We start from the raw sequence: 25161 nt of genomic DNA, 5'->3' as shown, positions 1-25161 counted from the left end.
TCAGATTTCGCGAAAAAGGGGAACCATCAGGTTCCCCTTTTTTTATTGCTCTTCAAGCCGTTGCCTGCCTCACAGAATTCGCGTCGCCGCTTACCTTTTGCATCGAATCAAGTATAATTGTGCGCGAATTTAAAGAGCCAAATTGTAAAAAGGAAATTCACGTGAATCCTATTGTAAAGTCATTCCAGTACGGTCAACACACCGTCACGCTGGAAACCGGTGTGATGGCCCGTCAAGCCACTGCGGCCGTTATGGTCAGCATGGACGATACCTGCGTATTTGTGACCGTAGTCGGCAAGAAAGAGGCCGATCACGGCCGTGATTTCTTCCCGCTGACCGTCAACTACCAGGAGCGTACCTATGCTGCTGGTCGTATCCCGGGTGGTTTCTTCCGTCGTGAAGGCCGTCCGAGCGAAGGCGAGACCCTGATCTCCCGTCTGATCGACCGTCCTATTCGTCCGCTGTTCCCGGAAGGCTTCCTCAATGAGGTTCAGGTCGTTGCGACCGTCATGTCCGTGAATCCGGCTGTATCCCCCGACATCGTTGCCATGATCGGTGCCTCTGCTGCACTGGCCATCTCCGGTATCCCGTTTGGCGGCCCGATCGGTGCTGCTCGCGTGGGTTACATGAACGGTCAGTATGTGCTGAACCCGACCACCACTGAACTGCCGCAGAGCGATCTGGATCTGGTGGTTGCCGGTACTGCAAACGCGGTACTGATGGTTGAGTCCGAAGCAGCCATCCTCACCGAAGAGGTGATGCTGGGCGCCGTGGTATACGGTCACGACCAGATGCAGACCGTGATCAATGCGATCAACGAGTTTGCTGCTGCCGTCGGCACCAAGCCGTGGGACTGGACTGCGCCTGCCGTCAACGAGCCGCTGAAAGCCAAAGTTGCCGAGCTGGCCACTAGCGATCTGGGTGAAGCCTACCGCATCACCGAGAAAGCAGTCCGTTACGAAGCCATCGCCGCCATCAAGGGCCGTGTGGTTGAGCAAGTGATCGCGTCCGGCGTGGAAGTAGACGCCAAGAAGATCGGCGAAGAGTTCCACAGCCTGGAGAGCCGCATCGTTCGTGGTCGCGTCGTCCGTGGCGAGCCGCGTATCGATGGTCGCGATCCGGAAATGATCCGTGCCCTCTCCGTTGGTACCGGCATTCTGCCCCGTGCCCACGGTTCTGCCCTGTTCACCCGTGGTGAAACTCAGGCCATCGTGGTTGCCACTCTGGGTACCGAGCGTGACGCCCAGAACATCGACGAGCTGACCGGCAACCGCGCCGATCGCTTCATGTTGCACTACAACTTCCCGCCATACTGCGTCGGTGAGACCGGCATGATGGGTAGCCCGAAGCGTCGTGAAATCGGTCACGGCCGCCTGGCCAAGCGTGGTGTTGCTGCCGTGATGCCGAGCGCTGCCGAGTTCCCGTACGTGGTGCGTGTGGTGTCTGAAATCACCGAATCCAACGGTTCCTCCTCCATGGCCTCAGTCTGTGGTTCCTCCCTAGCGCTGATGGATGCCGGTGTGCCGATCAAGGCATCCGTTGCCGGTATCGCCATGGGTTTGGTGAAGGAAGAAGAAGGGTTCGTCGTGCTGTCCGACATCCTGGGTGACGAAGATCACCTGGGCGACATGGACTTCAAAGTAGCCGGTACTACCGAAGGTATCACTGCGCTGCAGATGGACATCAAGATCGAAGGCATCACCAAAGAGATCATGGAGATTGCTCTGAAGCAAGCTCGTGGCGCTCGCCTGCACATCCTGAAAGTGATGGACGAAGCTATCCAGGCACCCCGTGCCGAGATCTCCGATTTCGCCCCGCGTATCCACACCATCAAGATCAATCCCGAGAAGATCAAGGACGTGATCGGCAAGGGTGGTTCCGTGATCCGTGCGCTGACCGAAGAGACCGGCACCAATATCGAGCTGGATGATGACGGTACCGTACGCATCTCCGCCGTGGCCAACGAAGCTGCCATGGAAGCGATCCGTCGCATCGAAGCGATCACTGCCGAGATCGAAGTGAACCGCATCTATGAAGGTAAAGTAGTTCGTCTGGCCGACTTCGGCGCTTTCGTCAACATCCTGCCGGGTAAAGATGGTCTGGTACACATCTCCCAGATCACCGACGCTCGCGTGCAGAACGTGGCTGACCACCTGACCATCGGTGATGTGGTCAAGGTTAAGGTACTGGAAGTGGACCGTCAGGGTCGCGTACGTCTCTCCATCAAGGAAGCGAACGCCCCGACCGAAGCAGCATCTGCCGCTGACGTTGCGCCGGCTGCTGAAGAAGCACCTGCTGCAGAGTAATCTGCTCGCCTGATACCGGATCGGTTCCGGTTGATGTAAAAAGTCCGGCCCCCCTTGGGGAGCCGGACTTTTTTATGCGCTCACATTCATCACTTTGAAGTAGGCCCTCTGCTGAGGATGTGATGGGGCATTGCTGTAACCTCAAGAGGCTAGGTAAAAAGAGGTATTGCGAAGAGGGAGGGAAGAAAAACGGGGTGGGTGCAAGGAGCCTGATGACTCAGGCTCCTGATGAGGATCAGGCCTCGTTGGCGTGGGCCTTCTGGCACCCTTCGACGGCGTGGGCGATGAGCTCCAGCGCGCTCTGGTCGCAGGGGGGGAGTTCGGCATCGCACGCCTTGATGGGGGTGACGCGATTGCCCCATTTGATGATGGCGGCACCCCAGGTCAGCCCAGCCCCGAAGGCGGCGGTCAGCAGATAGGAGTTCGGCTTGACGCGGCCCTGTTCCAGCGCTTCGCACAGGGCGATGGGCACGGTAGCGGCGGAGGTGTTGCCGTAGTTTTCGATGTTGACCATCACCTTCTCCATCGGCGCGTTCATCCGCTTGGCGAGGGTCTCGATGATGCGGATATTGGCCTGATGGGGGACGATCAGGTCAACCTGCTCCGGCGCAATACCAGCTTGTGCCAACACTGTGCTGGTGGCTTCACCCATGCCGCGCACGGCGCGTTTGAAGATCTCCGGCCCTTCGAAATTAAAGGTGAATAGCCCATCGATATCGGCAAAACGCACCCGATCGGTACCGAAGTTCGGTACGTGCAGGATCTCCCGCGCTTCGCTGTCACAGCCGAGCTTGTTGGCGATCAGGCCACACTCCTGCTCGCTTGCCTCGATCACCACGGCACCGGCACCATCGCCAAACAGCACTGCGGTATCGCGGCGTGCCCAGTCGAGCAGGTAGGTGAGGCGTTCGGCGCCAATCACTAGCACCTTCTTCATCATGCCGGTCTGCACCAGTGAGGTGGCGACGGAGAGGGCATAGACGAAACCGGTGCAGGCCGCATTGAGGTCAAACACTGCAGCGTTGACGGCGCCCAATTTCTTCTGCACGGCAGACGCAGCGCTTGGCAGCAGGTTGTCCGGGGTGGCGGTGGCCAGGATGATGCCATCGAGATCGCTGGCTTCCAGACCGGCACAAGCCAGCGCGCGGCGACCGGCCAAAGTGGCGAGATCCGAGGTGCTGACATGGGAGATCCGGCGGGCCTTGATGCCGGTACGCGGATAGATCCACTCGTCTGACGTATCCATGATGGTGCTGAGGTCGTCGTTGGTCAGCACGGAGGGAGGCAGGCATTTGCCCCAGCCGGTGATATTGGCGTATTTCATCTTGTTACCGCTTCTCAAAGTGGATCGCACGCGGGCGGAAAATCGTGCAATTATGCCGTACGAGGCAACCACTGTCATCTTGTGGTCATGGTTATGTGCAGGGGGAGCAGCTGTGCCATCTGGTCGCAAAGGGCTGCAATGTGCTGAACAAGGCAGGAAATTTTGCTTAAAACGCGGGACTCCTCTGCCCTAAGATAGGCGTTTCGCCACCGATGAGGGTATCTCCTTGCTCAGAGCCAATCTCAACTTGTTGCCGACCCTCAAGGTGCTGCTGGAGATGCGCAATATCAGCCGCGCCGCCGAGCTGCTGCACCTGAGTCAACCCTCCATCAGCAAGCAGCTTGCCCAACTGCGCAGCGAGTTTGACGACGAGTTGCTGGTGCGGGAGGGGCAACGCTGGCTGCTGACGCCACGGGCCGAAGCGCTGGCCGCCCAGCTTGCGGATTCTCTCGGTGCGCTGGAGCGGCTCTACGAGGCGCCCAAGTTTGACCCGAGCCGCTGCGAGCGGGTATTTCGGCTCGCCTCTTCTGATTATGTGGCCCAGCATATCCTGCCTGATATCTGTGCCGCGCTCGCCAACGAGGCGCCGTTGGCGGCGCTGGAGTACAGCCTGTGGGACAAGCGTCAGCTGCCGCAGCTGTGGCAGTCAGAGCTGGATCTCGTTTCCACCATCACCGAGCAGGTACCGGAGCAGATCCGCGGTCTGCATCAGGGGGAAGATCGGCTGGCGGTGTTGATGGGACGTCACCATCCGCTGGCTGGCAAGGCGCTGAGTCTCGATGACTATCTCGCCTGGCCTCACCTGCAGGTGAGTGGCGGTGGCGACAAGGACAGCCCGGTGGAGCAGGTATTGGCGCCGCAGGGACTGAGTCGGCGCTGGTTTGCCAGAGTTCCCTTCTTTCAGGCGGCAGTGGAGGTGTTGCTGCGCACCGATTGCCTGATGACTACCCCGGCCCATATCGCCTGGCAGCTTTCCTGTGGCCATGAGCTCACCTTTGTCGACCTGCCCTTTGCTACCCGCGATCAGCAGTATCATCTGCTGTGGCATCAGCGCCACCATCAGGATCCGGCCCACCGCTGGTTTCGCGAGCTCGCCTACCCCTTCCTGCGGGATCACCTGCAACGCACCGTTGGCGAGAGTCGCAAGCTGCTCGATCTCGGCGGTTAGCCCCGGTCGGTTGTGTGGTGCCATAGCCATGGGTTATGGGTTCTATTCATAACTTTCACTACTGGCATAATGAGTCAGCCCGTACCCTGAGTGCAGGTCATCATATCGAGCACAAAAGAGGAAAAGCATGGAACTGACGAGTTGGCTGGCACTGGCCGCAATCTGCGTGATGGGGGCCATCAGCCCGGGGCCGAGTCTGGCACTGATCATCCGCAACACGGTGCAGGGCGGGCAGGGGCATGGCGTCGCTACTGCGCTCGGTCATGGTCTCGGAGTCGGCATCTATGCGCTGGTGACCGCACTGGGTCTTTCCATCCTGATCACCCAGACCCCGATCCTGTTTGATCTGATCCGCTACGGCGGCGCAGCATTTCTTGCCTGGCTCGGGGTGAAAGCCCTGCTGGCAAAACCAGCCAGTGACGAAGGGAATGAAGAGTTACATCAGCTGCGCGGTCGGCAGGGGGCCTTTGAAGGTTTTATGGTTGCCTTCCTTAACCCCCAGCTGGCGGTGTTCTTCATCGCCCTGTTCAGCCAGTTTGTGCGGGCCGATACCGGCTGGCGCGAAGGGAGCATCATGATGCTCACCGCGGGCGGGATCGATGCCGCCTGGTACGTGCTGGTGGCGCTGGTGCTCTCGCGCGGGCCTGTGCTGGCGTGGCTTAAAGCCAAATCCTTTGTGATCGATAAGGTGAGCGGCTTGGTGCTGCTTGGACTGGCACTCAAGGTGGTTATCTAATCCTGCATTTTGCGGATACCTTAAGCGGGATCAAGGCACGCGGGTGGTGAATGGGCTAGAGTAGCGCCCATTTGCTGTCCGCCCTGATCCCGAGACCATGCACCAGAACAAGCACCCCTTAAGCCACAACAACCGGTTGGAGCTGTTGGCTCCGGCTAAAAACCTCGCCTACGGCATCGAAGCCATCAACCATGGTGCCGATGCCGTCTACATGGGTGGGCCTGCCTTTGGCGCCCGCAGTGCGGCGGGCAACTCCATCGAGGATATCGAAGCGCTGGCACGTCACGCCCACCGTTTCGGCGCCCAGGTCTTTGTTGCCTTCAACACCCTGCTGCACGATCACGAGCTGGAGCAAGCCCGGCGGCTGACCCACCAGATCTACGAAGCCGGTGCCGATGCGCTCATCGTGCAGGATATGGGGCTGCTGGCACTCGATCTTCCCCCCATCGCGCTCCATGCCAGTACTCAGACCGACAACCGCACTCCAGAGAAGGTGAAGTTTTTGCAGGATGTGGGCTTCTCTCAGGTGGTGCTCGCGCGCGAACTGTCGCTGGCGCAGATCCGCGAGATCAGCGCGGCGACCAATGTGCAGCTGGAGTTCTTTATCCACGGCGCGCTCTGTGTCTCTTACAGCGGCCAGTGCAACATCAGTCATGCTCGCTCCGGCCGCAGCGCCAACCGAGGTGAGTGTGCCCAGCTTTGCCGCCTGCCTTGCTCGCTGCAAAAGCCGGATGGTGAGGTGCTGGTGGCCGATAGCCACCTGCTGTCGCTTAAGGATATGGATCAGACGGACAACCTGGAGGCGCTGATAGAGGCGGGGATCCGCTCCTTCAAGATCGAGGGGCGACTTAAGGGGCTCGACTACGTCAAAAACGTCACCGCTTGGTATCGCCAGAAGCTGGACGCCATTCTCGATAGTCGCTCCGATCTGGTGGCCGCTTCGGCGGGCCGTTGCAGCTACAGCTTCACGCCTGACCCCAAGAAGAGCTTCAACCGCGGTAGCACCGACTACTTCCTCCATGGACGTCATCAGGGTATCGACTCCACCAAGAGCCCGAAATATGTGGGCGAACCGCTGGGGCGGGTCACCAGGGTGACTAAGGATGGCATCGAGATCGACGGCAAGCAGGTCACCCTCAACAACGGCGACGGTTTGGGCTTCTTCAAGCCGAACAACGAGCTGGTGGGGATGCGCCTCAATAAAGTGGAAGGTAAGCAGTTACTCCTGTCAGAACGCATGCCGGGGCTGAAGGTGGGAACCGAGCTCTACCGCAACCACGATCAGGCGTTCAGCAAGATGTTGGAAAAGGCCAGCGCGGATCGCCGCATCCGGGTCGATATGGTGCTTGCAGAGTGCGATGAGGGCTTGTGCCTCACGCTAACCGACGAGCACGGTATCAGCGCCGCGGTGACGCTTCCCTGTGACAAACAGCCTGCCGACAATCCGGAGCGGGCGCTGCAACAGGCGCGGGATCAACTTGGCAAGCTCGGCAATACCCTGTTTGTGGCGCGCAAGATTGAGTTGGTAGTAACGAGGCCGCTATTCATCGCCGCATCACAGCTCAACGGCTTGCGCCGGGATGGCATCGCCGTGCTGGAGGCTGCGCGCGTGGCCAGCTACCAGCGCCCCGAGCGGCGCATTGCACTGCGGGATATCAGCTATCCCCAGCACCGTCTCTCCTACCTTGGCAATGTGTTGAACAGTGCCGCCGAGCAGTTCTTCCGTGAGCACGGGGTGGAGCGCATTGCTCCCGCCTATGAGGCTAACAAAGAGGAGCGGGAAGTGGTGCTGATGATCACCAAGCATTGCATCCGCTATAGCCAGAACCTCTGTCCGAACGAGGTGCCCGGTCTCAAGGCCGAGCCGCTGGAGCTCAAGATGGGTAAAGACACCTTCCGCCTGCGCTTTGATTGCAACCGCTGCGAAATGCATGTGATGGGAAGCCTGACACGCTAGGTGTGCTCTCTATAGGTTGTACTTACTATCTGAATTCACGACCCAATGTCGATAGATGAACGTCCGGCTATCGTCGATGAGCGAAGCCGAGTTGGAGATTGGGAGGTCAATGCCGTCCAAGGAAAACAGGGTCGTGGTACCATGGTCAGTCTGCTGGAGCGGAAAAGTCGGCTCTATCTGGTTCGCTATGTGGCCAACAAGACAGTCTGCGTAGCGGTGGATACAATCATCGATATATTGACCCGTAAGGGGCTGATTGATGTGATGGCCGCCGACAATGGCAGCGAGTTTGTCTAACATGAACGGATGTTAGTATCTGCCTTCGAGCGACGGCTGAACTTGCTGCCGAGAAAGTGCCTTGGTTTCAAGTCGTCTCAAGTGACCTTCGATGAGTTGTGTAAGGCTGCCTGATTTTGGAACGGGCGTTGCACTTCAATGTTGAATCCACCGGTAACGACGGCTTCGATACAACAATTCAACAATTCAACAATTCAACAATTCAACAATTCAACAAGGCATATATTGACTGTGTCATCAATGAAATGAGATGATGAGTGGCTTTTTTATAGAAAAATTTCTCTCTATGAAAACTGACTTTGCAATTTTCATCTATGATGAAACCTAAATAATAAGCATAGGTGATACGGAAGAAAGGATGTTGAATCGAAGGGTCAAGAATGCCATCAAAGCTGCTCTGGCAATCGTCCTGGCTACAGGGATTGCGATGGCGTTGGGTTGGGACAAGCCCGTCTGGGCCATGATATCCGCCTTTCTGGTTAATCAGGGTACACATGGTGCCTCATTGAAAAAAAGTGGCTTACGATTGTTGGGTACCCTGTTTGGTGCTTTTCTCGCAATTCTATTGGCAGGACTGTTCCCACAAGAACGCTGGGCATTTATCGGAGCCCTTTCACTATTTCTTCTTATTCTCACTTACAAGAGTACTACTTCACCCTATTCCTATGCCTATGTGATAGCAGGCAGTGTTGCTATGATAATCATCACGTATGGCGGCATGAATGGTGTGACCGACTTCACGCTCATTATGTTTCGCTTGCAAGAAACCATGCTTGGAGTTCTATCGTTCATCCTGGTAGATATCTTTCTCTGGCCAGAACAACAACAACCCATGTTGCGTGCGTCAGCTAAAACTCTTTTGATGCAACTAAGAGAAGTACTCCAGGCTAACACTCACAATGCCCGTGATGGTATCCCTATCGCCGAACAGGATGGGCAAAACTCCCCCCGCCGTTTACTTCCCCTCATCGCACATTTTCGCCAATCCTATGAGATAGTGAGTATGGAGACTATGCTATCACCACAGGAACAACGAGCTTGGAAGGCCTTCCCGCTTCTGATAGAAGAGTTATTACAGGCGTTGAGCAGGATTCGTTGGCACTTGGATTTAGTTCAGGAGGATGATCGTAATCAACTGCCATTCGACTCTTTGTGGGAACGCGTTGACTTCCGTCTTCAGCATATGATTGCGTTACAGGATGGGGATATAGATGAAGTTCCCCCCCATCAACTACCATCCATCATCTCTCACAAATCTATTTTAGCCAGTGACCATCGCGCCGCGAGCGCTAGTCTGGAAGTTGCGCATCAACTGGAATTGATCGATAACCTCAGCAGCCAAATGCTCGAGTGCTATGAGATCATCTTCATGAATAAAAGTAGTATGAAGGCACCACTGCCACAATCGAGTAAACACGAGGCTTGGTTGGATCTGGAAAAAGCGATGAGTTCTCTGGTGGCTCCGGTCACACTCTGGGTCTGTTTTCTGATTTGGGTTTATGTAAGAGTGCCGAGTGGTGCCATGTTTATCTTATTAACCACCAACATCGCTATTGCGCTAACTTCGACTCCAATGTTGCCGGCAAAAAAGTTTATAGTGCCTCTCTATTCTGGCCTGCTTTTGGCATTATTACAATATATCTTCATTATGCCTCTATTGACGGAGTTTTATGAGCTGGCAATCTTGCTATTTATAGATTATTTTCTGATATTTTGGCTCTTTGACTCACCGGCTAAAGCCATTATCAAGTTGGGACTTGGGTTGGGTGGTGTGCTAGTACTGGGGTCTGCCATAAATAGGGTGCCTATCTATGATCCATTACCGTCATTTAACATGTTGATCATGTTAGCCATGGTATTCACGCTGTATCCCATCATCAGTAACCTGCTGCATTCCAACTATGTTGAGGCCCGTATACAGCGTGGATTCCGATACGTTTGGAATATGATCGTCTGGCAAATCACTCAGGCCATTCTGCCCAATAGGCAACAAACATGGCTTTATCGTTTGTCAAAAATATGGCTCGATCACAGTCCGGTAAAATACATTGTTGAGCTAGAAAAAATGGTATCGATGCTAACGAAGCCTTATTTATGTGAACGCCCAGCACTGGAAAAACAGATTTCGTCACTTTATAGTTTGGTGGGGCGCATCAGTATATTACGCCGTAACCAGAGCGCTTATCATCAAATATTGGCTAACCATCCAGATGTGGCCAACATTTGTCGACAGCTCATACCACAGCTGAGGAGTTTGAGTCAATTTCATCGCCCCGGCGTTGCTGAAGAAGCGATATCTACTCTGATTTTGTTGCGTACGAGCATCGATAACTCATGGGATCTTCAAGCACACCAGTTCTCGGAAGAAAATTCGCAACGCAACCGGTTAGCGATGGGCGGGCTTCACCTACTGGTCGACTCTCTTCTCGAATATATTGAAAATACACGCCAGATTGACTGGCAGTTGATGAGAACAGTTCATTTTTAACATGCAAACAGTAATAGGATGATTCAGGTGCAGATGATACCCCATGAGTTGGTATTGGCCGATATTTTCTTCCCCCCTTTGTTGGCTGCCGCCTTTTTGGGGGTGATGCTGTCAGTTCTCATCGCACAACTACTTAACCGGTTACGTTTGAATCGTTTTTTTGCTCATCCACAATTAGTATTTATTGCTTTTTGCATAATATTTACAGCTGTATTTGAACATTTTTTTTGGCCATCATGAGAGGAAGAGATGCTTAGAATAATTCGATGGTGTACTACGTTGGCCGTCGTAGCTCTGGCAGCGTGGCTGATTTTCACCAATTATCATAATTACTTAGTCAATCCTTGGACTCGAGATGGTCAGGTTCGTGCTCAGATTATCCAGATCACTCCAAGGGTGACTGGGGTGATCACCGAGCTCCCGATCAAAGATAATCAGGAGGTAAAAAGAGGCGAGCTACTATTTCGCATCGATCCGCGCCCCTACCTGTCATCCCTTAATCAGGCTCGAGCTAGCGTTGCTAAGGCATCCGCCAGCATCGCCAATGCGGAACAGGAGCTCAATCGAGCCAGAGCGTTACTCAGACGTGATCCTGGTGCCCTATCCAAGTTGAATCTTGAGCAGTTGGAAAACACTTATGCTTCCGCCAAGGCGGCGAAGGAAGAAGCTCTGGCACTAGAGGAACAGGCTCAACTCAATCTGACATTTACCGAGATTCTGGCACCTAGCGATGGTTATATTACCAACCTCAATCTCCAACAAGGAGCCCAGGCAGTAGCTAATAGTCCCGCTGTGGCACTGATCGACAGAAACAGCTTCTGGGTCCATGGTTTTTTCAAAGAGACCGATATCGCCAATGTCCGCCCCAAAGACCGTGCACTGATTACCCTGATGACTTATCCGGATATCCCGTTGGAAGGAGAGGTCGACAGTATTGGCTACGGTATAGCCCAGAGCGACGGCAGCATGGGGCATAATTTGCTGCCAACGATTAACCCCAGCTTTCAGTGGATTCGTCTGGCGCAGAGATTGCCGGTGCGTATTCACCTGAAGCAGGTTCCACCCGAGATCGTATTGCGAGTTGGTACAACAGCTTCAGTTTTGATTCAGACAAACACTCAAAACAAGTAATTCACTCAACGATATAACAAAGTGGAGTTGCTCACCTACTGGTGACACGGAATCTGTGAGACAGCGAATAAGCCAATTCCATCCAGGGAAAAATCCTCGATAGAAGCTCCTGCCGACTACCGGATCCCGGTGTTGAGTCAGGGGCTATTTGCACACTATCTCGCCACTTGATTCACTCTATGCAAAAACAGGCCAAAAACTGGGGTTGTAAGGTTGACACCCCAGTCCAGAAAGGGTTTAATGCGCGCCGTTGCCCAGATAGCTCAGTCGGTAGAGCAGGGGATTGAAAATCCCCATGACAGTTTCCATACCACAGCTCTGGACAGCACACTCTACAAGGCTTCGCTTTCAATGCGAGGCCTTTTTGTTATGCGCCTCTGGTCAATCTCTGGCAAGGTTGCTCACCGAGCACGGGATTAATAATCCCCGCCTCATGATCCGCTGCTTCATCTGACAACAGATAGCAAAATACGCACGCCCCCTTCCCCTGCAATGACCTCCGCTTCCTACGAACAACACCTTCCCTCCCAGCCAACTCTTGTGTGATGCCGCATATGTGATACTGGTTGTGTCGTGAGCCGAATCCCCGTTATTATCGGCTCATAGTGTGAGCCAAATATGCATCCAAATTGGCTCACATACTGAGCCGAATATGCATTCGATTCGGCTCATCTTTGACGTGACCTGTAACAATAAGGGGATGGGCAAGCTGATGGCTGAGGATTGGATCTGGCAACATGAGGGCTGGCCACACTTTTGCTGGCAAGATGAACCGCTGCAGCCACGGCTACGCACGGCACAACGCAATCTGGGGATCCTCCTCGGCACCCATTCCGTTCACGGCTCTACGCAAGCGCAGCAAGCCCAGGCGCTCGATACCCTGCTGGCGAATATCCTCGCCTCATCGGCCATTGAAGATGAACGGCTCAATGCCCAATCGGTGCGCTCATCGCTGGCCCGTCGCCTCGGCGTATCCGAAGAACAGCCCTATCCCATCTCGGATCGCTCCGAAGGCTTGGCTGCCATGATGCTCGATGCCATAGACAATCGACATCAGCCGCTCACGCTGGAGCGCTTGTTGCAATGGCATCACTGGTTGTTTCCTGCCGACGACTGGTCATTACAGCGTGTGCGGGTAGGTCAGCTACGCGGTGAAGAGCCGATGCAGGTTGTATCCGGGCGACTGGATCGGCCCACTGTGCATTTCGAAGCCCCACCACGCCAGGGCCTGGAGCAGGCACTCGCCTGCTTTATCGACTGGTTCAATGCCAGCCTGAACGACCCCAAACAGGATCCACTGCTGCGCGCGGCCATCTGCCACCTGTGGTTTGTCACCCTGCACCCGTTTGATGATGGTAATGGTCGCATCACCCGTGCCCTCACCGATCTGGCGCTCTCTCAGGCCGACAGCCAGAGCATCCGCCTGTATGCCATGTCGGTGGCGATCCTCGAACAGCGAGCCGGTTACTATCGTGTGCTGGAACAAACCCAGAAAGGCGGAGTGGATATCACGGCTTGGCTTGTCTGGTTTTTAGATACGCTCAATGCTACGTTGGAACAGGCCCAACAAGCGATCACCCGCACCTTGGCCAAGAGCCGTTTCTGGCAGCAACACGGCGGCGAGCCGCTGAGTGCCGAACAGATCAAGGTGTTGAACAGGATGCTGGACGGCGGCGAGACCGGCTTTTTGCAGGGTATCAGCGCCAGCCAGTATCAGAAGGTGGCCAAGGTCAGTAAAGCCACCGCGACCCGCCATCTGACCGACTTGTTAGAGAAAGGCTGCCTTGAAAAAATGCCTGGAGGCGGTAGAAATACCCGTTATCAGATCAAGATTACACGGTAATCCCCACATTGTTTTTCGGGGGGATTACCATTGGGCCTAACGCCCAATTCAGCGGCAAGTGAAACGAGTCAGATGCAATTGTTTGTTGAATGCTTTTGCTTCATTCTCCGCTTTTTGTACTTGTAATTCTAAAAGTCTGTCTTGCTTTGGTTGAATTTTGGTATGCCAATGATAGAACCCATACGCAGTAAAACCACAACCAAAAAAGAAAAATCCCGTTAGATATAGACCAAGCTCAAAATCCTTATTCGATATTGCGATTTTTGACTTTTCTTCGAGTATAAACAGTTCAAGCTTTTCATCTTCTGTTAGCGATTTTTTCGCCTTCAAAGTCTCTATTGGTATGTATCTTTCAAAAGCCATAGCATTGTATTGCTCATGCCTGACGAAAAACATAATTCCCGTTGTAAACAATATTAGCAGTCCAAAGAGTGCGTAAAACTTAAAAATATTGTCGGTAGGCAGTGGTATTCTCGACTGCATCTAGCCCTCCTTGTGCATACGTAGAGCTAACCGGCAAGGGCAAGCGACCAAAGGGAGCGAGGTTGAGCGCCATGTTAGAAACCTTTTGGGTTGATCTCGATGTCGATCTGGTTCAATTTGGCTATATCGGAAGATTTTTTAGAAATCTGTACTTTTAATTCATCAATCTTCATCATTCCGTCGTAATCAATCGCCACGAAATCGCCCTGACCAACTTTTGACTTGTTCACTATCGCTTGAATGTCAGAGATGGCGTCCATTACATCTCGGAGAAATTTAATCATAGATTGATCATCGAAGTCAGATATTGACTTTGCCCGTTCTTTTCCTCGGATGGCCCCCTTAGCAATCAACTCGGATATTTCTCGGAGTCCTTGGGTCATGTCGGTTATATTGCCTTCACATGACATCATGTGCTTGATTGCGTTGCGATTAATGGTATTAAGAATGATCTCAAGAGAGTCCTTATCATTCCAAGGATGTAATGATGAATAATCTTGATGCCGCCGCACAGCGTTTAGCATGTTTTGTATTTGATCTTCATCCGCCTTGTCGCAAAGTTCCCCAATAAAATAGCTCGGGTCAATGACTTTGCAGTAGGTTGGGACGGGGTGTTTTGATGACTTACAGAACCCGAATATATAAAGAGCTGAGTAGCTATCTTTCAGGCTAACGCCAGCGTCGTTTTTTGTCTCGAAGGCTTTGATAGTCTTGTCGATCTTTGCCGGACTCGCATTCGACGTAACTTGAACGGCAATCATTTTATTGTCGTCCGCCAAGTCAATTGCGGGAAAATTAACCATTAGCTGATTCTTGTTCACTAACGCCCCAATACTGAGTGCACGAAACATATGAATGGATAATGCCTCAAGCATCCGCTCCATGTCATGGAAGCCAGCCTTTTGGCGTTGGACAATGTAGGTTTGAAGCAGCGCGATATCTGCTTGCAGGTTTCTGATGAGTGCATCAATCACGGTAAATTCTGCCTGGTTTATAACGCCTCATTCAGGTGCACCGTAGGCGTCACCTGGAATGACTTGTTATGCGCTTTTTGTGTTGTTGGGCATTATAGTTGCGAAGCCCCGGAAATTATTGTCGTAGTTTAAAGACTGAATGATCAGCTTACTTTGCTCGTGTTTTTTAAAGTCATCCTTGATTATGTTTGACATTTCGTCTGTTTTTTTCATTGCAAACTCTAAGAATGAACCATTTTTATCTGACTTTGCATACCCAAACTCTACATTTTTAGGTAGATAAAAATCCAGATAGTAAGGTTTTTTACGGCTGTTAATTTTCTTGTGTTCACCTAAGTCGTGATCAGTGACAACAAGTATTTTTGAACCGTCGGGAAACGATTCGAAGAACTTGCGTGTTGCCTCAAGGAATAGATGCCAACCAATTTTTTCACCAGCTACTGATTCTGAAACTTCAATTTGGTAATAGCCAATTAAATATTCGATATATACACGACCAATACCACTTGGGTTTAACAAAGCCTCTTTATGCTTTTTTAGTTCATATACAGCAGTACAACAGCTTTTCTTCCCATGAAACTTTGAGTCGTTAGTGTCAATAAAATAGATACGATCATAATTTTCACATAGAAACTTTTCTTGAGAAAATGATAACGTATTACCGCCATCCATGAGCGACAGCTGTTTCTCTCGATTAAGTCCCTTATAGCTTCTGCTATGTGATGCTGAGTTTTGCTCCATATTTGAAATACAATGAAGATCACCAAACTCATCAAAAGTAAATTCGATTTCTCCATTTTCATTGGGTCTTGTAATACACTGTACCCATTCATCTCTGGGCAGAGGTTTATTCTTTTTCTTACTCATTACTCTGAACCTGATTAAAGCGTATAACGCAAAGCACACGGGTGACGACCGCGCAGCGGTTGGCATCCCAGCGGCCGCAGGTGAATTTGATGGCTTTGTTATGCATTTTGGCTGATAGAAAACAGGTATGTTATGCCATCCTCGACCCTTGTCTTAATCGACATCAGCTTGCTTAACCCAAATTTACCGGACGAACCATGAGTGCCATCATTGAAAACCCGAAATAATGCAAGAACATTTTTAACATCCTCGTCAACGAAATCAACAGCTTCCGCGGTCAGAAGCCCGCAACGGCTTAGCAAATAGCGAATTTTCTCTTTTCTCGTAGGCTGCCCACCTGATGTCACCTCACAGTTGGGATTAAGCGCCAAAACCTTTTCATCAGGAGCATTCATGTCCAGAATCTGAACGAATACCTCCCTTGCGCTTGTGCAGAAGTGACGAGCCGCATCAGGGTTCTGAGGGCTCAAGGAAAATAGCGCTCCTTTCCACCTGTTGCTCAAGTCCGGAGATAATTTTTGGAGCATTCCATCGAGCTCGGTTCGCAAGAGATCCGAAGGCTCAACATTCGAATCCTCTGTTTCAGACTCAAGAACAATTGAAAGGGCCAAGCTATTTGCGTTTTCTCGCTCGGATAGATCTAAGAATTCACTACCATAGCTTGAGTTTTCTAGACGCTCTTCGACGGAATCTAGTCGCTCATAGCAGCTATTCAGAGCTATTGCGGATGTCTGAACAACTTGGTATCGCACAGTTGTGGAGGACTGAAGCCTTCTCAGTTCAGCGGCTATCTTTTGTCTGTTCGCCCGTACTCTCGCGTTATACGTTCTCACTTCATTGTTGTAGCTATTGATCGCCTGCTTCACCTTCTGGTTATGCTGACGAACTTCACGGTTATATTTGTCTATGGCCTGCTTCTGCTTATTTTGGGCTTGACGGATTGCACTTCGAATCTGTGAAGGGGTCATTTTTCTAGGCATAGCGCCCTCCAATCTAATTTCAATGCATAACGTTTAGTTAAGGGCCGGGCTTTAGCCCGTCCCAGCAAGCGAAGCGAACGGTTTATACCAATTTTTATGTAATTTAAACTGAGAGCTTTTTACGAATTACCTCGGGCCACGAATTTGTATTCGCCCCAAATACTGACTGCATTTCTTTTATTTCTTTTTGTCTCTCTTGTTCTTCAGCTAGCGGGCGAGCTGTAAGAATGGCTTGCTCAATCTCTAGCTTTTTCGCGGCGAACTGTTTTTGGTCGTCGGTGTTTTGTTCGCGCTTTGCGATTAGAAACAATTTTTCATATATGGCTGATTTGTGCTGAAGGGAATGTAAATCCTGTATTTGTTTACAGCGCTGCGACATGCCGTTTTTGATTGCCTCAGCAGTTGCGGGAATTATGTACTCAATACAGAACTTTTCCGCCTCTTGATATCTCCCGGCCTTTTGAAAATAAGGAATTATTTTTGTGTAACTTGCATGACCATAAAGTAATGCTGATTTAGAGATTTTTGAAAGCGCTACTTTTAGTATTTCGACTGCTTCAGAATATTTGTTTTCTTTGCTTTTTGCTGTTGCCAGCTTCATTAGCTCGCCAATTTCAGTGTCAATGTTTTTATACTCCACAACAATCTCCCAGAAATTACATAACGTTTGGTTAAGGGGCAGGCTTTATCCCAGTGAGCGAAGCGAACGATTTAAACTAGTTGTTATACGTCATTGACGATTACTTCGATGACTTGGGTTTTGACGTTGAGATATTCATACGCAGCTCTAGTTTTATGTATGAAGGCGGAATCCCGAGAGAATAGAAAATCTGAAAACGAAGCTATAGCGGCGTGCCCTGCATCACTCATTGCGGCAGTGAATCTTCTGTCATGCTTCATTTTGGAATCTGGGTAGTAGCCGATAACATTTAATACGTTGTATACAGATGTTACCTTTTCGTGCAAATGCATTTCTCTGTTGTAAATTGGGTTTTTTGATATGCCTAAAAACTGCTCTATTGAGTAATTATTTTCCCTGTAGCTATCAAGGGTTTTATAGGCGCTCCATATTTGCTCTATTACGCTTGGCGGTTCAATGTTATTCAGCTGCACTGGCCCGATATTCATATGGTTGCGGTATGTCTGAACGCCAGAATAATTTAATTCATCTTCTATGTGTTTACGTAGCTCCGCTGTTGATTGGGCAAGGGCCTCGTTGAAGCTGTTTTGCATTTCTTTTGTATGGGCAGAGACTGCGGCTTCTATCCCAGGAACTAAATCTTTTATCTCGTCAACCTGGTCTGAAATATAGTTCATTAAGTGACTGAATGAATCTATTTGCTCTCTGTTGATGTCATCAAAGTCGCTTCCTGCTCGGCCGCCATAGAATTTAAGCAATGATTGTGCCGTGGCTTTTTCCATCGCTTCATAAACTGGCTCAATGTTTTTGCAGTAATCTTCAAATGCATCGAACGGGTTTGATTCTTTTAATATGGCTTTATCAGTTATTTTAAAACTCTCAGTGATGAATATTCGAAGGTGCATCGCCTCCAAGCATTCAAGAACCTCAAGAAATTTTGAGCCACTATCTCCTGTTCTTTTGATTTCCTTGAGCGTTTCATCTGAATAAATAATTTGATATTTCTCTCTCAACTCAGATGCGAATGGCAAATCTCTATTTTTTACAAATATATCAAGAATGTTGTGGTCTAAATATGCTGTTGGCTTTCCATCATAATTTTTATTCGGAGTTCTCACTCAATACCTCTATGATGTATAACAGTGATTATGCAATAGGACACGCCGAGAAATCCCGAGCAAAGACATATTCGGTTGCTTTGGCTAACGAGCAATTATTAAGCTCGAAAACCTTTCCTTTAGATATTTTTTGGTCTTCAACGCTAGCAGCAAATGCAAGATTAGGAGCTATGGGCATAAACGTAAGGTCATCGTAGCCATCAGCGACTAAGAACTCACCATCACTCGCCTCAAGCAGCCCCCATTTCAAGCTACTATATGCTTCCCAAGCGCGATCTAGCTCTATCTGTATTTGTAAGGATGCACTGAAGCGAGATGGGACTACTCCATTTTCGCGGGTGAACATGCCCCATTTGCTTTCTAGAATCTCTTCTTGCTCTTTTTCTATACCAGACCCGGTAATGCCGTTCAGTACAATATCCTGGTTTGGGCTGGTGTGATAAGCGAAGCGTAAGCGCCACAATAAAAAGTATCGTGAAATCGACTCGTGGCACCTGGAGGAGTAGTCGCTGATATTGTCTATTTGATTATGGAATTCTTTTTCTATGGCTGCCATGTAGCCTTTTTCAGCTCTTTCATCCCATGTTCTTTTTGTGCAAAAAATTTTGGCTCGCTTATGCCGCTCAACTACTTCTTGGGTGGCGATGAATTTAACCTGAACCTTTTCTGCTTCATTATAGAACTTGCTGATGGCGTGGGCCGTATGAAAGTGTTGCTCAACGGTTAGTTGCTGAGGATTGCCTTTAAGTGTTGGTTCATACGGCACGAGCTTTGCTCCTAGTGCATAACGATTAAGCTAACGGGCGAGCAAAAGCGCAGCTTTTGCGAGTCCAGCGAACGGAGTGAGCGACAGTTGAGCGCATTGTTAGAGGTTACACTCCAAGTGCGCGTCGGTGGCTTTGACTAGGTCTTTGATGAAACGAATTACCTTTTCTAGCTCATCGCGCTTGATTAAGTGAGCCGCAGGCGAGCCGTTACTCAATGGCTTGGAGCGATGCACTGCATCGCCACGCTTTGAAATCCATTGATTCAGTGCTGCCTTGGCCTTTTCTGGCTCATGGTTTGCCCAGTTCCAACCCTGGGTTACATCAATGTCGAGATAGTCGACAAATAGTTTTTTGGTTTTGTCCGAGGTTGGGTTGTGGAACTGCTTTAGCTCAACCTGCAGTTTTTTCAGGATGAAATTTCCGACATAGCTACCGGCGACAGCAGCAAGGCGCTTTTGGACACCTTCTGTTACTCGGTCTTCTACGTATGTTTCCCATGCCGTTAGTGCCATGACCAGCCCCGCGCGCTTCAAGACTTCGGCGTTTGGTGGCGGAGGATTTGCGTTCATGGCGTCAAAGTGAGCAAGGAGTTCTTCGGCGTCTTTTATTCCGTGCTCGAATGCGGTTTTGGCAAGGGACATCTTGTAATCTCTAACAGTGATTAGATGGAAGGCGGTACTAATCCGTTAACAGAGCCTTCCATATAACTCCGCCCCATTTTCATCACCGCCAAGCGAAAATCAAAATTAAATCATAGCATTACCAGTCTACCTCTGACGCTCAAACGCATTCGTTTGCCCCCCTATATTTGCGCTATCACTACCACTGTATAAAAAAAACAGCTGACAAGTCAGTCCACTGGGATAATCGCTGCCTCCTAACGTGGTCGCATGGCTCCCGAGTTGTGCCTAAGCTACCGCCCCTGAATTACAACCTTCAGTCTGCTGTTTTTTACCTAGGGCGTTTCTCCAGCCTGGCTCATGGGTGATTCAGGAGAGGCAGTTCCAAACGATTATCCTAGCGCTTCAGATAGATGACACAAAAGAGGGGAATTGTAGTTTTCTGAGCAAGATCAACAAACTAATCCGCATTAGAGGGTGATGGACAGCATCAACACGCGGGAAGCCCTCACTTTCCCTGCATGGCCTTTTTCAAAATCACCGCTCATCCGCTATCAATTGCTGGTCATCCTGATTTCCTGCTCTCCCATTCCCGTAAAAGCCCAATCCTCAAACATATATGAATCCCTGGATAACCCATGACCATTCCGGTCCGGGAACATCCAAGGAGAACATCCATGTCTGAACTTTCATTGTTCGATGCCATTGGCGAAGGTAAAAACGCGACACAGGATTATCTGGATACCCTGTCGCGGGCACTGCTGCGCCATCATCAACTGGTCAAAGCCATCCGTATCCACGGTCGTTATGTACCGGAATCGTTGCCAATGACCGGTCTGCCGGTATTGGTTGCCATCTTCAGTCACACCAATACCTATACCTTGCACCAACTGCCCTCGACTCAGATAGGGCAGTTGGTGCTGTCGATTGCCCGCTTTTCCGGTCAGGCCACTCACGACCTGGATAACGGTGTCTTTGAAGAGATCTGGGACATGGGTGACAGCAGCTTCACCACGGATAGCGCCGAGCAGGCCGTTTACTGGTTGCCGTTACCGGAGCGCTGGATCGCTCTGGAGGGCACACAAGTGGCGCTGCACGATAAAGACCATCCGGTGTTCAAGTTGCTCAACGTCACCGCCCGGAACTCTGGTCCGGTCTTGGATATCTGCGATGGCGTGGTCAGTCTGGCGCTGGCGTCAGATTGGGATGGGGAGTGGGATGGGGAGTGGGCCGCATGACCGAGATCAACCGCTCCTCGCTACTCGCCAAGCTCAAACACATCAAGGGCATGAAGCTGCTGGTTGAGCAGGCCGTCTTGCTCTACCTGTTGATGACCGACGAGCAGACGCCTGTGTGGATCAAGACCATCGTGGTCAGCGCACTCGCCTATTTGCTCTGTCCGGTCGATGCCGTACCGGACTTTATCCCCGGCGTGGGGCTCACCGATGACCTGGGTGTCATCAGCGGTGCCATTGCCTCGTTAGGCAGTCATATCCATCAAGGTCATCGCAGCAAAGCGGCTGACTTCTTCAAGTAATCCCTTCAGAAGGAATTTCATCATGGCTAAAGCCACACAACCGGCAGCGTCGGCTGCTCCGGTCTGGACTGTTATTAAATCCTCCAAGGCCCCAAAGATCAGCGCACGGGCCAGTGGTTTGCTGCACTACGACGTGGGCAAGAACGATGAAGGTCGCTACGCCCTTCGCATTACTGCCAACGACACGGGTGGCCTGTTCAGCAAGCACTGGTTATCGCTCGATGACATCCTGGCACTGTTGGACATTCTCAAGGATGCCCCCTTCAAATCGGTAGCGCTCAAGGCGCTGTTTGTTCGAGGCAGTGCCAATAACCACGGTTTCCTCGCCGCCATCCTGCGTGCTGAAAAATTGTTGGCCGCCGCCGAGCCCAACTCACCGTTCCACCGGGTCGGTCTCTCGCTCAGCGACTGGTCAACTCAGCTGGATGAACTGGCCAATATGGATAAACAGGCTCGCAAGGGAAAAGCCAAGGGGCAGAAGGGCCAAGATGACACGACCGATGAGAAAACCATCGAGAAAGGCAATGAGCCCCCGTTTTTGGAAACAGCCAACGACCAGGCCGGTTTGTCAGACAAGATGGATCAGGCCGGGGCCGACACGGGATCCGAGACCGGCGACGCGGTAGCCGGGCAGGAGACCCAGCCATGAGCAACCGTGACATAGCACTGAACTGGCAGGGGCTCCCCCTGCCGGTTTCACCCCGGTTCGCCGTATGTCTGACCGACCTGCTGAACACGCACCATCCCACATGGCACCAAGCCCGTGCTGTCACGATGAACTTCCGTGATCCGGGTTATGGCCCGGAGAGTGGAGGCTTTCATCCGGTGGAAATCCGTCTGCAACGCCGAGGAAATCTATGGTCCTTGGTCTATATGACGGACTTCTCCTATGTCGGCATGGGTGACTATGCCGAATTGGCTAAGGAGGTCGATTTTGACTTCTCAAGCCAGGAAGGGCTGGTTGCCTATGCGCATGTGGTGCCGTTGTCTGAGTTGGGTGAGTTCTATGAATTATGGGAGGGCAATTTCCTCACCTACTTGTCGCTGGGTGTCTATGCGATCACGGTAGCCACTGGATAATTCCCCCCTTACTTGCGCAAATTTCACGGGGTTACGGGGTTGGCGTCGATTTACCCTGTCTCTCCAAGGGAAAAACGCGCCCCGTTTCTCCCCGTTTGTGCGGGGCGGACACGGGGCCCGCCGTGACATTGCGGGGCAACCCGACCTATTCATTAACTCACCCATTATTTCCGCAAATTTCGCGGATTCACGGGGTTGAGATGAAAAAGCTCAATCCCTCAAAGGGAAAAACCAGCCCCGCTCCCCCCCGTTCGTGCGGGGCGGACACGGGGCTCGGTAGCATTTTTACGGGATCGGACCGGGTAGCGACCGGGGCGGCCATCTGCTCACTCACCTTTCCCGCGTTGTCATCGTGCCGGGCCAGTCAGGCCAAGGCGCGATGAGCAACGACCATTTTGATCGCCAAGCCAGAGACGGGGATTGGACCTCCTTTCCACTGTGAAGGGGGCCTATGCCGTGTCTAATCAGCTCATATGTTGAGGAGCGAACCATGAACGAAACACCCACCCGATTTAAATTTACCAATCGACGGATTGCCGATCTGCCCCCTAACCCCGATGACGCTCGCAGTACCGAAGCGGAGTATTCAGATACCGATGTGACCGGTCTGCGCTGTCTGGTTGGCAAAGGGGAGGGGCGTCGCAAGTTCCTGCTGCGCTATCAAATACATGGGCGCAAGCGGGCGATTGCCCTCGGGCACTATCCCACATTGGATGTCAGCGCGGCTCGTAAGCTCGCGCTCGACTACAAACGCAAGATCGCCGAAGGCGTTGACCCGCAACAGGCCAAGGAGGACAAGCGCAACCAGAAGACCCTGAGCAATTTGTTTCAGGAAGACTATCTGCCCTATCTGCAATCGAGAAATCGCAGTTGGAAGACGGATGAACATCGCTTCCGTAATCACCTACGGCCAATCTTCGGCAACCTGATCCCGGAAGAGATCACCGTTACCCGCATCCAGAACATGCAACAGATGTTGCTCAAGCGCCTCACTCCGGCCACCTGCAATCGCGTCCTAGCTTTGCTCAAGGCCATCATGACCTGGGCAGCCCGTGCCGGACTGATCAAGGACAATCCCGCCGCCTTGGTGTCATTGCTGCGAGAGAACAATCGGCGCGAACGCTACTTCACCCCCGATGAAATCCGTCGCCTGTTCCGGGCTGCCGATCAGCATGAGAGTTTCTATACCGGTCAGTACGTCAAGATGTTGCTGCTCACCGGCTTGCGCCGGGCCGAGCTGGCAAGGGCCAAATGGCAGCACTACAACAAGGAGGACAAGACCCTATACATTCCCCACACCAAGAACGGCCATAGCCGTGTGTTGCACCTGAACCATATGGCGGTGGAACTGTTGAACTACTTACCGGTGACACAGGGAAATCCCTACCTGTTTCCCGGCAAGCGGCAAGGGCAGCCATTGCAGAATCCCACCAAGGGTTTTCAGCGGATGCTGGCGCGAGCCGGTATAGATAAGGAGGGGGTTTGCTTGCACACCTGTCGTCATTCGGTCGCAGCACTGATTGTCTCCAACGGCGGCACCCTGTTTGATGTGCAATCCCAGCTCGGACACCGGAGCAGTCAAACATCACTGCGTTATGCTCACCTGCATAACACCCGGATGCAGCAGACCAGCCAGAAAATAGCCAACTGCATCCATGATGCCCTGACCAGCTCTGTTCCATCCAAGCCGCTGCCACAGCCCGAAGAGGGCGAGTGGGTTCAGGCCAGCTAGGTATGTCGGTATCTCATCCAGTGGTGAGATACCGATATCGCTGTTTAGCAGCCCAATGATCTGTTTTCAGCGACCCTCCCGATAAACCCCTACACAAAATCTGTCGGGGCTTATGAGCCTTCTCAACCGCTTCTCGCCGGTTGATAACAAAACCCCTCACCTGATGACAAAAGCCCATCGCCGATGATGGGTTTTGCGAAAAACTGCCTGCCATCCAATTCGTCACGCCGTGTCGCGGCCTGTTTGGATAATCCGCGACACGGTTATTCCCCTTCTGTGATGGTATGCACGAACACGACAAGATTGCTCAGCGCCTCGGTATGCTCCTCACTCGCCTCTACAGCGGTGAGAAGCTACACCTGAGTGATCTGGCAACCGAGTACAACGTCACCGTGCGCACCCTGCAGCGGGATTTCAATCAACGCCTCAGTTATTTACCGATAGAGCACCGCAGCCAGCAATACTGGCTGGATCCTGGGTTCCTCAATCACAAGAACGACGGAAAGGTGCGAAAGCTGGCCGAGCAGTTGGGCATCACCGACCTGTTCCCCCGCGCCAGTGAACATCGTCTGGGTCAGCTGCTGGACAGAGGCAATCCAAGTCTCTTCGCCATCAAGGGGTTCGATGGTCAATCAGCTGACTCACTCATTCACCAGATACCGGTATTAGAACAGGCGCTGACTCACCATCTGCAATGCTGGCTCATCACCAAAGACCAACGCAAGCAACTGTTTAGCCCCTATCAGCTCGTCAATTACAAGGGCACCTGGCACTTGGTCGGCGTTAGCGAGGGGCGGTTGCAAGCCTATCCGCTGAGCAACATCGCACTGGTTGAGTTATCGCAACAGACCTTCACCCGTGATGCGCTTATTCAGCGGCAAATCGATACCGATCCGACACTCTGGCGCTCCGGCATGATTGAGGTGCTACTCAAAGCCAGTGCCTCTATCGCCATCAACTTTCAGCATCGCCCGTTGCTGCCCGAGCAGGAGATTGTCAAAACCCTGGATGACGGTGCGCTGTTATTGAGCAGTCGTGTACTCGATGCCAACCAAATTCTGCCTGTCATCAAGTCTTGGATGCCTGAGCTCACCGTGTAGTGGCATAGTGAAT

Annotated in this window: 23 protein-coding genes and 1 pseudogene; 15 read left to right on the top strand and 9 right to left on the bottom strand. The window is 51.8% G+C overall.

Going from position 1 to position 25161, the window contains the following annotated elements:
• The first annotated feature begins 161 nt into the window (after nt 1-161).
• Nucleotides 162-2306, top strand: a complete 2145-nt coding sequence (pnp, locus tag BN1125_RS10070) for a polyribonucleotide nucleotidyltransferase (RefSeq protein WP_042012152.1) — start codon at nt 162-164, stop codon at nt 2304-2306.
• Between the two features lie 235 nt (nt 2307-2541).
• Here pnp and BN1125_RS10065 read toward each other — a convergent pair whose 3' ends face one another.
• Nucleotides 2542-3630: a ketoacyl-ACP synthase III gene (locus BN1125_RS10065; protein ID WP_042012151.1), complete on the bottom strand. Its 1089-nt coding sequence runs from the start codon at nt 3628-3630 to the stop codon at nt 2542-2544.
• Nucleotides 3631-3856: 226 nt separating this feature from the next.
• On the opposite strand from BN1125_RS10065, the gene BN1125_RS10060 reads away from it, so the two are divergent.
• The 8 genes and pseudogenes from BN1125_RS10060 (at nt 3857) to BN1125_RS10035 (ending at nt 13250) form a co-directional block, all read left to right on the top strand.
• On the top strand, nt 3857-4798 hold the full coding sequence (locus BN1125_RS10060; protein ID WP_042012149.1) for a LysR family transcriptional regulator: 942 nt from the start codon (nt 3857-3859) through the stop codon (nt 4796-4798).
• Nucleotides 4799-4925: 127 nt separating this feature from the next.
• Complete coding sequence (locus tag BN1125_RS10055) at nt 4926-5534, top strand: LysE family translocator (protein ID WP_042012148.1); 609 nt, start codon at nt 4926-4928, stop codon at nt 5532-5534.
• A 97-nt stretch (nt 5535-5631) separates the two neighbouring features.
• Complete coding sequence (locus BN1125_RS10050; protein ID WP_042012146.1) at nt 5632-7491, top strand: peptidase U32 family protein; 1860 nt, start codon at nt 5632-5634, stop codon at nt 7489-7491.
• Between the two features lie 33 nt (nt 7492-7524).
• Nucleotides 7525-7902, top strand: a pseudogene (locus BN1125_RS19050) (IS30 family transposase); the annotation flags it as partial.
• Nucleotides 7903-8146: 244 nt separating this feature from the next.
• Entirely contained in the window at nt 8147-10276 is a 2130-nt protein-coding gene (locus BN1125_RS10045) for an FUSC family protein (RefSeq protein ID WP_042012145.1), read from the top strand.
• Nucleotides 10277-10309: 33 nt separating this feature from the next.
• Entirely contained in the window at nt 10310-10516 is a 207-nt protein-coding gene (locus BN1125_RS18570) for a DUF1656 domain-containing protein (RefSeq protein WP_156993272.1), read from the top strand.
• A 39-nt stretch (nt 10517-10555) separates the two neighbouring features.
• Nucleotides 10556-11407, top strand: coding sequence for an efflux RND transporter periplasmic adaptor subunit (locus BN1125_RS10040; RefSeq protein ID WP_208854233.1), 852 nt, complete (start codon nt 10556-10558; stop codon nt 11405-11407).
• 652 nt (nt 11408-12059) lie between these two features.
• Nucleotides 12060-13250, top strand: a complete 1191-nt coding sequence (locus BN1125_RS10035; RefSeq protein ID WP_244268490.1) for a Fic family protein — start codon at nt 12060-12062, stop codon at nt 13248-13250.
• Nucleotides 13251-13298: 48 nt separating this feature from the next.
• On the opposite strand, the gene BN1125_RS10030 is transcribed toward BN1125_RS10035, so the two are convergent.
• From BN1125_RS10030 to BN1125_RS09990, 8 genes are all read right to left on the bottom strand, one after another.
• On the bottom strand, nt 13299-13733 hold the full coding sequence (locus BN1125_RS10030; RefSeq protein ID WP_042012142.1) for a hypothetical protein: 435 nt from the start codon (nt 13731-13733) through the stop codon (nt 13299-13301).
• A gap of 74 nt (nt 13734-13807) precedes the next feature.
• Entirely contained in the window at nt 13808-14707 is a 900-nt protein-coding gene (locus tag BN1125_RS10025) for an SMEK domain-containing protein (RefSeq protein ID WP_042012141.1), read from the bottom strand.
• A 66-nt stretch (nt 14708-14773) separates the two neighbouring features.
• A complete protein-coding gene (locus BN1125_RS19045) occupies nt 14774-15574 on the bottom strand; it encodes a hypothetical protein (protein ID WP_156993266.1) in 801 nt (266 codons plus the stop codon).
• A gap of 98 nt (nt 15575-15672) precedes the next feature.
• Nucleotides 15673-16554, bottom strand: coding sequence for a pPIWI-associating nuclease domain-containing protein (locus BN1125_RS10010; RefSeq protein WP_042012138.1), 882 nt, complete (start codon nt 16552-16554; stop codon nt 15673-15675).
• Between the two features lie 103 nt (nt 16555-16657).
• Complete coding sequence (locus tag BN1125_RS10005; RefSeq protein ID WP_042012137.1) at nt 16658-17194, bottom strand: hypothetical protein; 537 nt, start codon at nt 17192-17194, stop codon at nt 16658-16660.
• Nucleotides 17195-17277: 83 nt separating this feature from the next.
• Entirely contained in the window at nt 17278-18312 is a 1035-nt protein-coding gene (locus tag BN1125_RS10000) for a hypothetical protein (RefSeq protein WP_042012136.1), read from the bottom strand.
• Nucleotides 18313-18340: 28 nt separating this feature from the next.
• Nucleotides 18341-19078, bottom strand: a complete 738-nt coding sequence (locus BN1125_RS09995; protein WP_042012135.1) for a hypothetical protein — start codon at nt 19076-19078, stop codon at nt 18341-18343.
• A gap of 99 nt (nt 19079-19177) precedes the next feature.
• Entirely contained in the window at nt 19178-19720 is a 543-nt protein-coding gene (locus BN1125_RS09990) for a HEPN domain-containing protein (protein WP_042012134.1), read from the bottom strand.
• Between the two features lie 656 nt (nt 19721-20376).
• Between BN1125_RS09990 and BN1125_RS09985 the strand changes: the two genes are divergently transcribed.
• The 6 genes from BN1125_RS09985 to BN1125_RS09960 all read left to right on the top strand — a co-directional run bounded on the left by BN1125_RS09985 (nt 20377) and on the right by BN1125_RS09960 (nt 25148).
• Nucleotides 20377-20937: a hypothetical protein gene (locus BN1125_RS09985; RefSeq protein ID WP_042012133.1), complete on the top strand. Its 561-nt coding sequence runs from the start codon at nt 20377-20379 to the stop codon at nt 20935-20937.
• Nucleotides 20934-21236, top strand: a complete 303-nt coding sequence (locus BN1125_RS09980) for a YkvA family protein (RefSeq protein WP_052446128.1) — start codon at nt 20934-20936, stop codon at nt 21234-21236. The genes BN1125_RS09985 and BN1125_RS09980 overlap by 4 nt, the downstream gene beginning before the upstream one ends.
• A 22-nt stretch (nt 21237-21258) precedes the next feature.
• Nucleotides 21259-21885 (top strand): hypothetical protein, encoded by a 627-nt coding sequence (locus BN1125_RS18130; RefSeq protein WP_052446126.1) that lies wholly within the window; start codon nt 21259-21261, stop codon nt 21883-21885.
• The gene (locus BN1125_RS09970; protein ID WP_042012132.1) at nt 21882-22316 is read left to right on the top strand and encodes a DUF2787 family protein; all 435 of its coding nucleotides are present in this window, start codon (nt 21882-21884) and stop codon (nt 22314-22316) included. The genes BN1125_RS18130 and BN1125_RS09970 overlap by 4 nt, the downstream gene beginning before the upstream one ends.
• A gap of 490 nt (nt 22317-22806) precedes the next feature.
• Nucleotides 22807-24048, top strand: a complete 1242-nt coding sequence (locus tag BN1125_RS09965; protein WP_042012131.1) for a tyrosine-type recombinase/integrase — start codon at nt 22807-22809, stop codon at nt 24046-24048.
• Nucleotides 24049-24332: 284 nt separating this feature from the next.
• On the top strand, nt 24333-25148 hold the full coding sequence (locus BN1125_RS09960; protein WP_042012130.1) for a helix-turn-helix transcriptional regulator: 816 nt from the start codon (nt 24333-24335) through the stop codon (nt 25146-25148).
• The last annotated feature ends 13 nt before the right edge of the window (nt 25149-25161 follow it).

Origin of the sequence: Aeromonas fluvialis (assembly GCF_000819885.1) — a bacterium.
GTDB classification, from domain to species: Bacteria; Pseudomonadota; Gammaproteobacteria; order Enterobacterales; family Aeromonadaceae; genus Aeromonas; species Aeromonas fluvialis.
Note: the sequence above shows the minus strand (reverse complement) of the source record. Positions and strands in the feature narration are given on the sequence as shown.

Coding starts and splice junctions, on each gene's coding strand:
- BN1125_RS09990 (WP_042012134.1), bottom strand. CDS start 19,720: ATGTCCCTTGCCAAAACCGCATTCGAGCACGGAATAAAAGACGCCGAA.
- BN1125_RS10030 (WP_042012142.1), bottom strand. CDS start 13,733: ATGCAGTCGAGAATACCACTGCCTACCGACAATATTTTTAAGTTTTAC.
- BN1125_RS10055 (WP_042012148.1), top strand. CDS start 4,926: ATGGAACTGACGAGTTGGCTGGCACTGGCCGCAATCTGCGTGATGGGG.
- BN1125_RS10045 (WP_042012145.1), top strand. CDS start 8,147: ATGTTGAATCGAAGGGTCAAGAATGCCATCAAAGCTGCTCTGGCAATC.
- BN1125_RS18570 (WP_156993272.1), top strand. CDS start 10,310: ATGATACCCCATGAGTTGGTATTGGCCGATATTTTCTTCCCCCCTTTG.
- BN1125_RS10065 (WP_042012151.1), bottom strand. CDS start 3,630: ATGAAATACGCCAATATCACCGGCTGGGGCAAATGCCTGCCTCCCTCC.
- BN1125_RS19045 (WP_156993266.1), bottom strand. CDS start 15,574: ATGAGTAAGAAAAAGAATAAACCTCTGCCCAGAGATGAATGGGTACAG.
- BN1125_RS18130 (WP_052446126.1), top strand. CDS start 21,259: ATGGCTAAAGCCACACAACCGGCAGCGTCGGCTGCTCCGGTCTGGACT.
- BN1125_RS10035 (WP_244268490.1), top strand. CDS start 12,060: ATGCATTCGATTCGGCTCATCTTTGACGTGACCTGTAACAATAAGGGG.
- BN1125_RS09970 (WP_042012132.1), top strand. CDS start 21,882: ATGAGCAACCGTGACATAGCACTGAACTGGCAGGGGCTCCCCCTGCCG.
- BN1125_RS10050 (WP_042012146.1), top strand. CDS start 5,632: ATGCACCAGAACAAGCACCCCTTAAGCCACAACAACCGGTTGGAGCTG.
- BN1125_RS10010 (WP_042012138.1), bottom strand. CDS start 16,554: ATGCCTAGAAAAATGACCCCTTCACAGATTCGAAGTGCAATCCGTCAA.
- BN1125_RS09985 (WP_042012133.1), top strand. CDS start 20,377: ATGTCTGAACTTTCATTGTTCGATGCCATTGGCGAAGGTAAAAACGCG.
- BN1125_RS09965 (WP_042012131.1), top strand. CDS start 22,807: ATGAACGAAACACCCACCCGATTTAAATTTACCAATCGACGGATTGCC.
- BN1125_RS09960 (WP_042012130.1), top strand. CDS start 24,333: ATGCACGAACACGACAAGATTGCTCAGCGCCTCGGTATGCTCCTCACT.
- BN1125_RS09980 (WP_052446128.1), top strand. CDS start 20,934: ATGACCGAGATCAACCGCTCCTCGCTACTCGCCAAGCTCAAACACATC.